Consider the following 13,720-nt stretch of genomic DNA (forward strand, 5'->3'; position numbering starts at 1 on the left):
AATGTAGTTAAATCATCAACCTGATTGTCTATATTTAGATCTATTTTGTGCATCAATAATTAACCAACTGGATTTAAAAATATTTAAATAATTTAAATTAAAACCAGAAAAATTACTTGAAATTGGGTATAATCACTACAATTATAGCTGATTAATGGCATGTTCTATAGCAAAATAATGGATGGCGCATTCCATTTTAGATGGCTCTAAATTATACTTGGCTGTTAGTTTTTAAACTCTTTTAAACCCAGCATTGACTTGTACTCCTTCGTGTTTCAAGAGAAAAGGGGGAAAAAGAATATTATAGATTTGATTTCGGAGAATGCTATGCTGGAAAAGCAGATCATACAATTACCTGAAGGCATACGAGCTGCTATTAATCAAGCTTATCGTGTTGATGAGTTATCGTTAATTACAGAACTTTGTGAAAAAGCGGCATTAGGGCAACAGCAATTAATAGATATAAAGAATAGTGCGACAAAATTAGTTGAATCCGTGCGAGCTGAACGAAAAAAAAGCACGGGTATCGATTCATTTTTGACTGAATACGCATTATCCAGTGATGAAGGAATTGCGCTCATGTGTTTAGCTGAAGCCTTATTGCGTGTTCCTGATAGCGCAACAATAGATAATTTAATCAAAGATAAATTATCTGGTGGTGATTGGAAATCTCATAGAGGTCAAAGCGATTCATTTTTTGTAAATGCAACAACTTGGGCATTGATGCTTACAGGTAAAATACTGACTCCGGAAAAAGCTCAAACAACATTAACTAAATCACTAATGAAACTCGTTAATCGCAGCAGTGAAGCTGTAGTTAGAACAGCAGTTGACAAAGCGATGCGAATTATGAGCAAGCAATTTGTCAAAGGAAGAACTATAGAGGAAGCGTTAAACCGAGCTAAAAAGAAAGAAGCTCAAGGATATCGCTTTTCATATGACATGCTGGGCGAAGCTGCGTTAACCTCTGTCGATGCATCACGTTATTTTGAAGCATATAAAGAAGCAATCGAAGCGATAGGCAAACAGTCTGATAAAAATTCTGATGTATATAAGCGCCCAGGTATCTCTATAAAACTTTCTGCCTTGCATCCACGTTATAATGAAAGCCAGCATGAGCGAGTTATGGAGGAATTACCGCCAAAGCTACTTGCTCTTGCACGTTTAGCAAAAAATTATGGAATTGCCTTAACTGTTGATGCTGAGGAATCCGAACGCTTAGAGTTATCACTTGATGTGATGGAGAAAGTTTTTAATGATGCAAGTTTGGATGGATGGAACGGTTTTGGCTTAGCAGTTCAGTCTTATCAAAAAAGAGCGTTCTATGTATTGGATTGGGTTGCTGATCTGGCAAGAAAAAAACAACGTCGAATCATGGTGCGCTTGATAAAAGGCGCCTATTGGGATAGTGAAATTAAAAAATCACAAATGCAGGGCTTTAAAGAATATCCTGTATTTACCCGAAAAGTTTTTACAGATGTTTCTTTTCAGGCTTGCGCGAAAAAAATATTAACCATGACTGATGCAATTTATCCTCAATTTGCCACTCATAATGCCTATTCTGTAGCAATGATTTTAAATATTACCGGCGATTATCGCGATTTTGAGTTCCAGTGCTTGCATGGAATGGGTAATGAGCTGTATCAACAGATAGTACCTGCTGCACGCCATGGGATCCCTTGCCGTATCTATGCTCCAGTGGGGAGTCATGAAGATTTACTTCCTTATTTAGTACGTCGTTTGCTGGAAAATGGAGCAAATTCTTCATTTGTAAACCGTATCGTTGATGATAATGCACCAATTAGTACATTAGTTGAAGACCCAGTGGAAAAAGCTCAATCTTTATTACATAAGATGAATCAAAATATTCCATTACCTGAAGATATCTTTCAACCCAATAGAAAAAACGCTAAGGGATTTGATTTTACTGATCGTACTGAGTGTGCTCTTTTACAAGAAAAAATGGGGCAAATCAAATTGCGACAGTGGACTTCAGGACCAATGATCGCAGGGAATCCAATACTTAAAGGTGAAAAACAACAAGTTAGTTCGCCCCAACAAACTGACAATATAGTGGGATTAGTCCAAAATGCATCACTGGATGATGTAGAGCATGCATTGGTGCAAGCGGAGCAAACGTTCCCAATATGGTCAGGAATGTCCGTTAGTGAAAGAGCAGCATGTCTTAATCGCTTTGCTGACTCGTTGCAGGAAAATCAAGCAGAACTCATGACTATGGCTTGTCTTGAAGCAGGTAAAACCATGAATGACTGCATTGCAGAAGTGCGTGAAGCAATTGATTTTTGCCGTTATTATGCCGTGCAAGCACAACAAATTTTAGCTGCTCCACTACGGTTAACGGGTTATACAGGAGAGTTAAATGAGCTGAGCTTGCATCCACGAGGCACCGTACTTTGCATAAGTCCCTGGAATTTTCCCTTGGCAATTTTTACAGGCCAAGTCGCTGCCGCGTTGGTAACTGGTAACTGTGTTATTGCAAAACCTGCAGAACAAACCCCACTCATTGCTGCTTATACTGTTAAATTAATGCACCAGGCAGGAATCCCTGTAGGGGCCATACAATTGCTGCCTGGCCCAGGTGAAACAATCGGAGCTGCATTAGTTGCTGACAAAAGAATCAAAGCAGTTTTATTTACAGGTTCGACCGATACGGCGAATCTTATTAATCGGACCTTAGCAACACGCGGTGGAGAAATTATTCCCTTGATTGCTGAAACGGGTGGTCAAAATGCGATGCTCGTTGACTCCTCCGCTTTATTGGAGCAGGTTGTAGTAGATGCAGTGAACTCAGCCTTCGGGAGTGCTGGTCAAAGATGCTCTGCTTTGCGTGTATTATTTGTCCAAGAAGAAGTTTATCCAAGAACCGTTGCGCTCTTAAAAGGGGCTATGGCTGAACTGGTTGTAGGTGATCCGCGCTGGCTTGTGACTGATGTAGGGCCTGTAATTGACAAGGTGGCTTTATCCACATTAAAAAATCATGTGGAGAATATGAAAAAGCGTTTTGAGATTATTTACCAATGCCCATTAGATGAATCATTGGAATCTGGATATTTTATGCCTCCAACTGCGATTGCCATTAATCATATTAGTGCACTAGAGAAAGAGGTTTTTGGCCCAGTACTGCATGTAATTCAATTTAAACGAAAAGATCTGAATCAAGTTATTGAACAAATTAACACGACAGGTTATGGCTTAACTCTAGGTATTCATAGTCGTATTAATGAAACAGTGGAATACATCAGAAAAAATATTCATGCAGGCAACTGTTATGTAAACAGAAATATGATAGGCGCTGTTGTTGGTTTACAACCTTTTGGTGGAGAAGGATTATCAGGTACAGGCCCTAAAGCGGGTGGTCCTAACTATCTTGTTCGACTTTGCCACGAGCGAACTTATACTGTGGATACTACTGCCGCAGGGGGTAATGCAAGTTTAATGTCTTTGCCTGATTAATTAAGTAAAAACTCAGTTTAGGCGTAACGTCAATCAGTAAACTTGATTTCTGTTACGCCTATATTTCTAGCGTAACATGAGGTTGCACTTCTCATTTAATGGAGTAATTAATGAATAAAGTATTTTCTTTCATTTACGTTTTAATCGCTATTTTATATTGTTTTTTTAGTCATACTGCGCTGGCATCCACTATAGCAATTCCTCATACGAAGCAATTTATTTCTTATAATGACCTAGGTGAAGGCAAGCCTCTTGTATTAATTCATGCATTCCCAACTGATCAACGATTATGGCAGCCTCAACAAGAGGAACTTAAAGAACATTTTCGTGTGATTACTCTGGACTTATGGGGATTTGGTGAATCATCCAGTGTGGATGGAAAAGCAATTCCCATGAGCGAATATGCTGATGAAGTAAAGCAGTTATTAGATTATTTAAAAATTGATAAGGCGATCATTGGTGGTGAATCAATGGGAGGATACATTGCTCTTGCTTTTTTAGACAAATATCCAAATCAAACACTTGGATTAGTACTTTCAAATACCCAAGCTGTGGCAGATAGTCCGGAAACAAAAGCTACTCGTGAAAAAACGGCACTTGATGTGCTTGAAAATGGGCCAGAGAATCTAATAAGTGGGTTTATAGCTAAGGCACTTTCATCTACTGCATCACAACAAACTAAAGATTATCTCCGTCATATTTTATCGTTACAAAAATCAACGGCGATTGCATCTGCTTTACGTGGAATGGCACTTCGTAATTCGACTTCAGCTGTGTTAGCAACAACAAAATTACCTATTCTGATTATTACAGGCGAATTAGATAATGTAATTCCCCCCCAACAAAGCATTGATATGCATTCACTCTCAAAAAATAGTCAACTCATTATTTTACCTAATGCAGGGCACTTATCTAATTTGGAACAACCCAAACAGTGGAACCAAGCGATTATTGAGATGTTTGCGTAAATCAATTTGTAGCCTGGGTGAAGCACAGCGGAACCCAGGTTAAGGGAGTAATGCAGATCATCCAATCCCGGGTTCCGCTGCGCTTCACCCAGTCTACAAATTACCCTTAATGTTTTTTAGCAAGGAACCAGGGAATTAATACAAATAAAATTAATCCGCCAATTAAAAATGATTCAAAAATAAATACATTCCCAATGGGTATTTGTGTTGGCGGTACAAAACCAATAATAATTGCGGTAAGACAACAAAGAATGCCAATGACACAGAGTAACCACATAACTGCATTTCCGCCTGGGACTGTGTAACCTCGCGGTTGATCCGGTTTGCTATATCTTAATTTAATAGCCGCTGCGAACATAAAAACATAAACTAACAGGGCCATTTGAGCGCACAAATCACTAAGCATCCAATAAGCTGCATTAATGGAATCCAACAAAATAAAAGCGGAACTTAATACAGTAAAAATAAGGGCTTGGGAAAAAAGAATGGTTGTTGGGGCACCAAATTTATTCGTATGTGCAAATTTTTCAGGCAAAGAGCCGTCTCGAGCTGAGACCATCAATCCTTTTGTTGGGCCGATAATCCATGCGGAAACGCCACTTAAGCCGCCTAAAATAATTAGAATCGCGATGATTGAAGTCATCCAGGACATATTATACGATTTAAAAAAAGCAGCATAGGCATCAATAAGTCCAGAGACAACACTTAAACTTTCATTAGGTACTACAACCACAATAGCTAATGAGCCTAAAGAGAGTGTAGACATAACTAAAATAGTTGAATAAAACAGAGCCTTGGGATAATCCCGTTTGGGGTTTTTGACCTCTTCGGCATGAACTGCAGACATCTCCATACCAAGTAGACCAAATAATACCACTGCAAAAAGCGATAAATTACCTAAAGAACTGAAGTCAGGCAACCACGTAGAGGGATAACCAACCATCATAGGCTTCCCCTGAATAATCCAAAGTGCGGCTAAGACAATAATGAAAAGCATGGGAAATATGGTACCTATTGTTGCGCCAATAGTACTGACTATGCTTGATATTTTCATTCCAAAACAATTAAGTAGTGTAAACACCCAAAATAGAACGAGCACAGTGCCTAATAAATAATATTTATTATTTCCTAATTCTGGAGAGATTAAATACGATAGGGTGGCTGCGATAAAAGCGAGTATTGTTGGATACCAAACGACATTATATATCCACTGAAGCCAAATAGTGATAAAAGCGGCGCGTTTGCCGAATGCTTCACGAACCCATACATAAATTCCCCCTGTTTCGGGATAAGCTGTTGCTAATTCAGCTGCTACTAAAGATACAGGGATAAAAAAAGCAAATGCTGCTACAACATAATAAGAGATTAATGTAAGACCAAGTTTGGCGCTAATAGGAAGGGTACGTAAGCTATCTACAGCAATGACATTAATCATTACTAAAGAAAATACACTTAGAACCTTTTTGGGTTGATTCATGATTAATCCTTAACAAATGCGGTATAAGCCGCCAATAACTTTGGATGCGCAGTACTATTATTATTTATGTAATTTAAATAAAAAGCGGGTTGGGCTTTTGGCCCAAACAAACGATGATGATCAAAGGGATGATCTAATTGGGTGACACTGCGGTTGGACCAAGGGTCCAACCGAGAGCATATCATTACCATATCAAGCACACAGATTTCTGAGAACGTATTGTAGAATACCACCATTTTTATAATATTCTAATTCGTCAGCAGTATCGATACGGCATAATGCTTTAATCTTTTCTACTTGACCATCAGCACGCTCAATAGTTACCGGAACCATTGAACCGGGTTTTAAAGAATCAGATATGTCAATGCTGACACGCTCATCTCCCTTCAGATTTAAGGTCTTACGGGTCATACCATCACAGAATTGTAAAGGTAAAACACCCATACCGATTAAATTAGAGCGGTGAATGCGTTCAAAACTTTCTGTAAGTACTGCTTTGACGCCAAGTAAATTTGTTCCCTTTGCCGCCCAATCTCTTGAAGAGCCTGTGCCATATTCTTTACCTGCAATCACCACGAGCTCATGATGATTTTTCTGATAAAGCATTGCTGCATCATAAATAGGCATTACTTCCCCTGAAGGGATGTAACGTGTGATGCCGCCTTCTTGACCAGGAGTCATTTCATTGCGAATACGAATATTAGCAAAGGTTCCTCGCATCATCACTTCATGGTTACCGCGACGAGAACCATAAGAGTTAAATTCTTTTTCATCAACCCCTTTGGATTTTAAATACAAACCTGCAGGAGAGTTAGCTTTGATTGAGCCCGCTGGAGAAATATGATCTGTGGTAATTGAGTCACCAAATAAAGCCAAAATATAAGCGTTTTTGATCGGTTTAATTGAATCAGGCTTTGCTTTTAAATTATCAAAAAATGGTGGGTGTTGAATGTATGTTGAATGTGCATCCCATTCATAGGTTTTCCCACTGCTTGTTTTAATTGCTTGCCAATGCTCATCACCAAGAAAAACCTCAGAATACTCTTTACGGAACATTCCTCCAGTCACTTTAGATACTTCAGCAGCAATTTCAGCATTAGAAGGCCAAATGTCTTTCAGATATACATCATTACCTCTATTGTCCGTTCCTAGAGGATCCTTGCTTAAATCAACGGTAGTCGTTCCACATAAAGCATAAGCAACAACTAAAGGAGGAGAAGCCAGCCAGTTTGCTCTGACTTGTGGATGTACACGACCTTCAAAATTACGATTTCCTGATAAAACCGCTGAAACAACAAGATCATTATCACTGACACAATGAGAAATTGCATCAGGCAACGGACCCGAGTTACCAATACAGGTAGTACATCCATAGCCAACTAAATTAAAACCTAATTGATCCAAATAAGACTGTAATCCAGCTTGTTTGAGATAATCCGTTACTACCTTGGAGCCAGGAGCTAAAGAAGATTTAACCCAAGGCTTACGTTGTAATCCTTTTTCAATTGCTTTTTTAGCCACCAAACCTGCTGCCATGAGTACACTTGGATTTGATGTATTAGTACAACTGGTAATGGCCGCAATAACTACATGGCCGTGTTTCATTTGGAAATCATGATTTTTAACCGGAAAAGAAGTATTTTTTTCCTGTTCTTTTCCTGCTTCTTTAAGGAACGAATCAAATTCTACGGGTAACGTGTTTAACGTTACTTTATCTTGAGGTCTTTTAGGTCCTGCTAATGAGGGGACAATAGTACTCAAATCCAGTTCCAGAGTATCAGTAAATACTGGATCTTCGCTGTCTTTATCATACCACATGCCTTGCGCTTTAGCGTAGGCTTCAACCAACGCAATAGTATGTTTGTCACGTCCAGTCAACTCCAGATAGCGGATAGTTTCTTTGTCTACTGGGAAAAAGCCACATGTAGCACCATACTCTGGGGCCATATTAGAAATTGTGGCACGATCAGCAAGAGGTAAGTCACTTAATCCTGGTCCATAAAACTCAACAAACTTGCCAACTACGCCTTTCTTTCTGAGCATCTGGGTTACAGTAAGTACCAGGTCAGTTGCAGTAATACCTTCCTTCATTTTTCCATGCAATTTGAATCCAATAACCTCTGGAATCAACATCGATACAGGTTGTCCGAGCATCGCTGCTTCTGCTTCGATACCACCAACTCCCCATCCTAGTACCCCTAAACCATTAATCATGGTTGTATGAGAGTCTGTACCTACTAAAGTATCGGGATATGCATATAAATTTCCATCATCAGTACTGCTCCATACTGTTTTTCCTAGGTATTCAAGATTTACTTGATGGCAAATACCTGTTCCTGGTGGAACAACCTGGAAATTATCAAATGCTTTTTGTCCCCAGCGTAAAAACTCATAGCGCTCATTGTTTCGCTTCATTTCAATTTCGGTATTTACAGCCAAAGCATCCTTACTGCCAAATTTATCAACCATAACTGAATGATCAATGACCAGATCAACGGGTGACAATGGTGAAATTTTATCAGGATTACCGCCCATCTTAACAATCGCAGCACGCATTGCTGCTAAATCAACTACAGCGGGAACCCCCGTGAAGTCCTGCATCAGTACACGTGCAGGTCTGAATGCAATTTCATGTTGTGATGTTTTATTATGCAACCAGTCTGCAATCGCTTTAATGTCTTTCGTGGTGACCGTATTGTCATCTTCGAAACGTAGTAGATTTTCAAGAAGAACTTTAAGCGAGTAAGGAAGACGACTGATTCCTTTAAAATTTTTTTGTTCTGCTTCTTTAAGACTGAAATAATGATAAGTTTTCCCATCTACCTGTAATTGAGATTTTGTTGATAGGCTGTCACGACCCGCTTTCATAAGTAGCTCCTGGAAATCAAAAACTGAATGATAGCTCAATTTTAAGAAAATTCCATGCGTTCTTATGAAATTTAGGTCATAACTTTTTAGGTTAGGTTCGCTTGAAGCCGTCCTTCATACTCTTGTGGTTCATCAAAAGATAAAGAAGGATCAATTAACTTGGCGCCAGCTTGAAAAAGCATTTTCTCTTCAAGCTTTTTGGGGGCTGTGTTAAACGGATCTGGAGTTAATAAAGAAGCCACAGCAGGGGCTAATAACGAAATGCCAATTGGAAGCAAAATAGCACTGATTAAGGGATTAAACGGAAACGCAATAAGAGACGTCAAAATGAGTGCTGCTCCTAGAATAGTGGCAGCAAGTGATATCTTATGCCGAACAGGTTCCTCGATTACCTCACTAATTCCTACTGGATAATATTTTTGATTATGATAACTGCTTATATAAAATCCTGTAAGCTTGGGATGAGATAAACACAAATGTACTGTTTTGGCAAATTGATTATATTGTTCTAATATGCTCTGTGTTTCGCTGGAATCTACATCTCCCTTAAGTGCTAATTCAAACTCATCGATGCGAAGCTGCAGCATTTCGAAAAACGCAAATTTCTTTTCTTGCTCTATGTGAGCCAACAAATTTTTAGCTTCTTTGATTTTATCTAAGGCTGATTTGTGCGTATATTTTTTAGAAAAAAAAGGCATGGAAATTGCTCTTAAAATTTACGTGAAGGCAGGTTAGCATCATTCATAAAAGTGGAGAATAGACCTCTTACCTAGCTTTACACTCAAGTAAAGTTTATTAACAAAAACTTAATTGTTTTAGCATAAACTTATCAATTGGTACGGATATTGCTTTTAATTAAGTAAAATTAAGGAGAATTGGAATGACCGACTTGAGTAAAGCAATATCAAATCCATCAGGAGTTCTTGACCTTTTCTCTAATCCACAAGACGGCGAAATTTTGACAAATTCAGTAGAAAAATCACAAGATGAGATACAAAATGTTTTACCATCTATTGAACCCAAAGACCCAAAGGCTTTTATTTCTTTATTAACTGATGTCGTGACCAAGAAGGCTAATTCTCAAAAAACAGAACAGAATTCAATTCAAATCATGGATGAAAATCAACAAGTTAGCGAAGATTCATTGAGTCCAACAATTGATTTGGAACCTGAAACCTTAGAAGAAAAGAGTGAAGAGCAATCAACAAGCGAGATGGAAAACAATGTAGCAGTCTCTTGGATTAATTCTCAATATTATCAGCACGAAATGAAAATGAATCAGATAAATACTGAGCAGGAATCCAATTCGATAGATGTGGTCAATAGAAATGTAACTGTGGAACAAAATGAAGAAAAAACTGAATTTAAGATGGAGCAACTCAAAGAAATCCAGGTACAACCTAATGAAGAACAACGTGTTCTAGAAGGTATTTTGACTCAAGATCAACAACAGCCTGAGGCTGTAATCAAAGATAAAAATAATTTGCTGCATGACGCAGCATCGATTCATAATCCTGACTCGCAACACATTATAGAAAATACATCATTAAATCTTCTAGAAACTGCTAAAAATAATAAAAAATATCCGAACAGTCCTGCATCTCCCGCAAAGAGTATAGAGTCAAAAGAATTATTTGTACCTCAACTCAGCTCTTCAGAAAATAAAGGAAGAGAAAAAGAGACAAGCCCGACTCGTTTATTTCAACCACTACTTATTGAAATAGAGAATCAAAAAGAAAATGCCACAACTTTTCCTCTGCCTACTGTCATCAGTGAAAATACCGATGGAGTAAAATCACTGCCAATGGATAATCCATTGGACAATATATTGACTCATGAGACGCACATGAGTGCACCCATGGAAAATCATATACCTAATTTAGGCACAGCACCTAAAGCGCTGACTATACCAATAGAAATAAATAAACCTGAATGGGCAAAACAATTTTCAGATCATATTATCTGGCTTGGTCAGCACGAAGTTAAAAGTGCACTAATTAAGATAAATCCTGAAGACTTAGGACCATTAGAAATCAGTATTAAGGTAATAAATGATTCGGCTTCCATAAATATAACAACTCACTCGCATCAAATACGGGCTATCATTGATCAATCGCTGCCGAAATTACAGGCAATGATGGCCGAACAAGGTTTAAATTTATCTGAAGTGCACATTGACTCTGATGACAGTACGCGCCAAAGTTCCCAACAAAATAGTAGCTCTCAGGAAGAAGCAACTCTTGCGGTAGAAGACGAAAAGGGAATAACACCCTTAAAAAATAAGAAAGCACCTAAAGGTTTGGTTGATTATTTTGCGTGAGTTCTGCACCAAGAGAGCTCCATTGTATCCTCTATAGATATCAAACTTCCTGAGAGATCCTCACAAAATTTAACCAGGAAAGCTATTCTATAGTTACGGTGATGTTTAAAAGGCTGTCATCCCTGCGTAGGCAGGGATGACGGGCAGCAAATGACATTCTTCCTGGTTAAATTTTGTGAGGAACTCTCAGGCATGAAGCGCGGTATGTGGATATGTTTATAAAATTTATTATTTAGCGACAAATTCTTTTACACTTAATTGCGCGGCCACTCCAACGATCAATGAGACAACTGCTGCTGCAGCCATATCCTATATACCTCCAACCTGACCAATAAGTCTTTTTATAGTGGCGATGGTAGTAGTAGGGAGGTGCCCCATAATAGTAGCCTGAATGATATCCAATAAAATAGGCAAGCTGCTTACCTGGAGGTTGTGATGATTCTGCATTGGCTTTAGCGAGACTACTGTATAAAAAACCTATAAGTAGTACAGAAGATAGGATAATAATTGGGAGCGTTTTATCCCTTCGAATGCTAATTTTTTCCATGATGCAACCCCATATTATGTTGTTACATTAAGAATTATAGATTATAAATAATTTTTCTGAGCAATTTGGATAGGATTTATGAAGGATAAAATTATTTTAATTACTGGATGCTCCAGTGGAATTGGCTTCGATGCTGTTTTTTCTTTGAGGGAAAGAGGACATAGAGTTATTGGATCATGTAGAAAAATAGAGGACGTCCAAAAACTATTAGATAAGGGAATAGAAGCCGTTCAACTGGATGTTTCTGATTCATCTTCCATTCAAAGCGCGTTTACCGAAGTATTGGCTAAAACAGAAGGGCGGTTAGATGTTTTAATTAATAACGCAGGATATGGTCAAGCGGGGGCTTTGGAAGATATCTCTCGGGATGTATTGCGTGCTCAATTTGAAACGAATGTTTTTGGGTTGGTTGAGCTCACTAATCTGGCTATTCCAGTCATGCGTAAGCAAGGATATGGCCGTATTATCAATCTAAGCTCTATTTTAGGTGTTATCAGTATGCCTTTTCGGGGTGCCTATAATGCATCAAAGTATGCAGTAGAAGGTGTAAGTGATACGCTAAGACTTGAATTGAAATCATCCGGTATTGATGTCATCACTATAGAACCTGGCCCTATAGAAAGTCGTTTTCGAGATAATTGTGTAGATAATTCTTTAAATAACATCGACATGCAAAATAGCTACTTCAGTACGCAGTATGAACGGATGCTAAAAACGTTTAAGCAGAAAAAAACGGACTCTGTTTTTACTCGAAAAGCAGACGCAGTAACTCATAAATTAATCCATGCAATCGAATCTCAAAGGCCTAAAGCCAAGTATCCTATAACGTTTCCAGCTCATTTCATGCTCTTTTTAAAATGGATTTTAAGCACTAAAATGCTGGATAAGTTTTTTTTAATGATTTCAAAAAAGGAGTTGTCATAATCCTCCTGCATTCAGGGTTGTTGATGTTGTTTTCCCTGTTAACAGTGCATGAAAAACTAAATTTTTTTTTTAAAAAAAGAAGAAAAACCCAAATTTCTTTGCTAATATCTAAATGGGTTAAAAAATCATTAACTATCAAGGAAGTAAAATTATGAAAAAATCAACAATAGCTGTAGCTGCTCTATTAACTGTATTAGCAGCTCCTGTAGCATCTGTTGCTTATGCAGATGATGCATCTACTACTACATCAAGTTCTTGCAATGGTTGCAAAGGATGTAAAGGGTGCAAAGGCTGTTCTGGATGCAAAGGTTGCAAAGGCTGTAGCGGTTGCGCTGGCAACTAATCTGTAGTTTTGATTCTAGAAAGAGGTAGTTTTTACTACCTCTTCTTTTTTGCTTTTCTTTATGAAGTAAAAGACATGATGACGCATTCAGAATTTACATTACCTCAGTTGAGCAACTGGCATAAAAAGATTTATTTGAATTATGCCAAGCAAGTTTTAGAATCACAGCAATTAATGATGACCAATAAGGGTAAAAGCATCCTTCATTACACCTTAAAAAAGAAACGACGTTTTGAACGGATGAGCCATTATCCTCACGGGGATCGCATTGATCATAAAACCGGTGCTCAATATTTTTATCATTGCCATCGCGAAAATTATGAAAGTACGGAGCATGGTCATTTCCATTGTTTTTTACGCTATAAACACATACCTAAATACATTAAACCAGCGCCTTTAGCAGATTGGGATAAATATATTGATAATCCTATGACTCATTTAATCGCTATCGGAATGAATCAGCTAGGACAGCCCATACGCTTGTTCACTGTTAATCGCTGGGTAACTTCTGAGATTTGGTATCAAGCAGAACATAACTTCCGCTTACTTAAACGTTATAAAATGACTTTGAATGACGATCCTTATTGGCAAGTGCTTGACCGATGGGTCGAAGGGATTATTCATTTATTTAAGCCACAGATTTTATGGTTGCACCAAGAACGCGATAAAAGGATCATTCAGCATCAAACAGATAATAATGGAATTGATAATCCCTATATGGATTATGATCTTGAAGAATTGTCAGAAATTTCAATCGATTTGAAACAGCAAATTGAATGGATTATTAGTTAGTGATAAC

The 13,720-nt window shown here is 38.1% G+C and carries 10 protein-coding genes; 6 read left to right on the forward strand and 4 right to left on the reverse strand.

The window, feature by feature from the left end; genetic code table 11:
• Window positions 1–327: 327 nt before the first annotated feature.
• Both putA and Lani_RS07910 read left to right on the forward strand, forming a co-directional pair.
• Window positions 328–3,474, forward strand: coding sequence for a bifunctional proline dehydrogenase/L-glutamate gamma-semialdehyde dehydrogenase PutA (gene putA / locus Lani_RS07905; protein WP_019232271.1), 3,147 nt, complete (start codon window positions 328–330; stop codon window positions 3,472–3,474).
• Window positions 3,475–3,584: 110 nt separating this feature from the next.
• Window positions 3,585–4,442 carry an alpha/beta fold hydrolase gene (locus Lani_RS07910; RefSeq protein ID WP_019232272.1) on the forward strand — a complete coding sequence of 286 codons (858 nt, stop codon included), beginning with the start codon at window positions 3,585–3,587 and terminating at the stop codon, window positions 4,440–4,442.
• Window positions 4,443–4,548: 106 nt separating this feature from the next.
• On the opposite strand, the gene Lani_RS07915 is transcribed toward Lani_RS07910, so the two are convergent.
• From Lani_RS07915 to Lani_RS07930, 3 genes are all read right to left on the reverse strand, one after another.
• Window positions 4,549–5,919, reverse strand: coding sequence for an APC family permease (locus Lani_RS07915; RefSeq protein ID WP_019232273.1), 1,371 nt, complete (start codon window positions 5,917–5,919; stop codon window positions 4,549–4,551).
• A 192-nt stretch (window positions 5,920–6,111) separates the two neighbouring features.
• On the reverse strand, window positions 6,112–8,787 hold the full coding sequence (gene acnA, locus Lani_RS07925; protein ID WP_019232275.1) for an aconitate hydratase AcnA: 2,676 nt from the start codon (window positions 8,785–8,787) through the stop codon (window positions 6,112–6,114).
• A gap of 86 nt (window positions 8,788–8,873) precedes the next feature.
• Entirely contained in the window at window positions 8,874–9,485 is a 612-nt protein-coding gene (locus Lani_RS07930) for a lpg1689 family Dot/Icm T4SS effector (RefSeq protein WP_019232276.1), read from the reverse strand.
• A gap of 182 nt (window positions 9,486–9,667) precedes the next feature.
• On the opposite strand from Lani_RS07930, the gene Lani_RS07935 reads away from it, so the two are divergent.
• The gene (locus tag Lani_RS07935) at window positions 9,668–11,107 is read left to right on the forward strand and encodes a flagellar hook-length control protein FliK (protein ID WP_019232277.1); all 1,440 of its coding nucleotides are present in this window, start codon (window positions 9,668–9,670) and stop codon (window positions 11,105–11,107) included.
• Between the two features lie 232 nt (window positions 11,108–11,339).
• On the opposite strand, the gene Lani_RS07940 is transcribed toward Lani_RS07935, so the two are convergent.
• Window positions 11,340–11,654: a hypothetical protein gene (locus Lani_RS07940; RefSeq protein WP_019232278.1), complete on the reverse strand. Its 315-nt coding sequence runs from the start codon at window positions 11,652–11,654 to the stop codon at window positions 11,340–11,342.
• A 78-nt stretch (window positions 11,655–11,732) separates the two neighbouring features.
• On the opposite strand from Lani_RS07940, the gene Lani_RS07945 reads away from it, so the two are divergent.
• From Lani_RS07945 to Lani_RS07955, 3 genes are all read left to right on the forward strand, one after another.
• Window positions 11,733–12,578 (forward strand): SDR family NAD(P)-dependent oxidoreductase, encoded by an 846-nt coding sequence (locus tag Lani_RS07945; protein ID WP_019232279.1) that lies wholly within the window; start codon window positions 11,733–11,735, stop codon window positions 12,576–12,578.
• 151 nt (window positions 12,579–12,729) lie between these two features.
• Window positions 12,730–12,921 (forward strand): hypothetical protein, encoded by a 192-nt coding sequence (locus Lani_RS07950; RefSeq protein WP_019232281.1) that lies wholly within the window; start codon window positions 12,730–12,732, stop codon window positions 12,919–12,921.
• A gap of 75 nt (window positions 12,922–12,996) precedes the next feature.
• Complete coding sequence (locus tag Lani_RS07955) at window positions 12,997–13,713, forward strand: DUF6969 family protein (RefSeq protein ID WP_019232282.1); 717 nt, start codon at window positions 12,997–12,999, stop codon at window positions 13,711–13,713.
• Window positions 13,714–13,720: the final 7 nt, after the last annotated feature.

This window comes from Legionella anisa (assembly GCF_001467525.1).
In the GTDB taxonomy this organism is placed as follows: domain Bacteria; phylum Pseudomonadota; class Gammaproteobacteria; order Legionellales; family Legionellaceae; genus Legionella; species Legionella anisa.

Bases quoted from the DNA above. Each gene is read 5' to 3' on its own strand.
- putA (WP_019232271.1), top strand. From the start codon at position 328: ATGCTGGAAAAGCAGATCATACAATTACCTGAAGGCATACGAGCTGCT.
- Lani_RS07910 (WP_019232272.1), top strand. From the start codon at position 3,585: ATGAATAAAGTATTTTCTTTCATTTACGTTTTAATCGCTATTTTATAT.
- Lani_RS07915 (WP_019232273.1), bottom strand. From the start codon at position 5,919: ATGAATCAACCCAAAAAGGTTCTAAGTGTATTTTCTTTAGTAATGATT.
- acnA (WP_019232275.1), bottom strand. From the start codon at position 8,787: ATGAAAGCGGGTCGTGACAGCCTATCAACAAAATCTCAATTACAGGTA.
- Lani_RS07930 (WP_019232276.1), bottom strand. From the start codon at position 9,485: ATGCCTTTTTTTTCTAAAAAATATACGCACAAATCAGCCTTAGATAAA.
- Lani_RS07935 (WP_019232277.1), top strand. From the start codon at position 9,668: ATGACCGACTTGAGTAAAGCAATATCAAATCCATCAGGAGTTCTTGAC.
- Lani_RS07940 (WP_019232278.1), bottom strand. From the start codon at position 11,654: ATGGAAAAAATTAGCATTCGAAGGGATAAAACGCTCCCAATTATTATC.
- Lani_RS07945 (WP_019232279.1), top strand. From the start codon at position 11,733: ATGAAGGATAAAATTATTTTAATTACTGGATGCTCCAGTGGAATTGGC.
- Lani_RS07950 (WP_019232281.1), top strand. From the start codon at position 12,730: ATGAAAAAATCAACAATAGCTGTAGCTGCTCTATTAACTGTATTAGCA.
- Lani_RS07955 (WP_019232282.1), top strand. From the start codon at position 12,997: ATGATGACGCATTCAGAATTTACATTACCTCAGTTGAGCAACTGGCAT.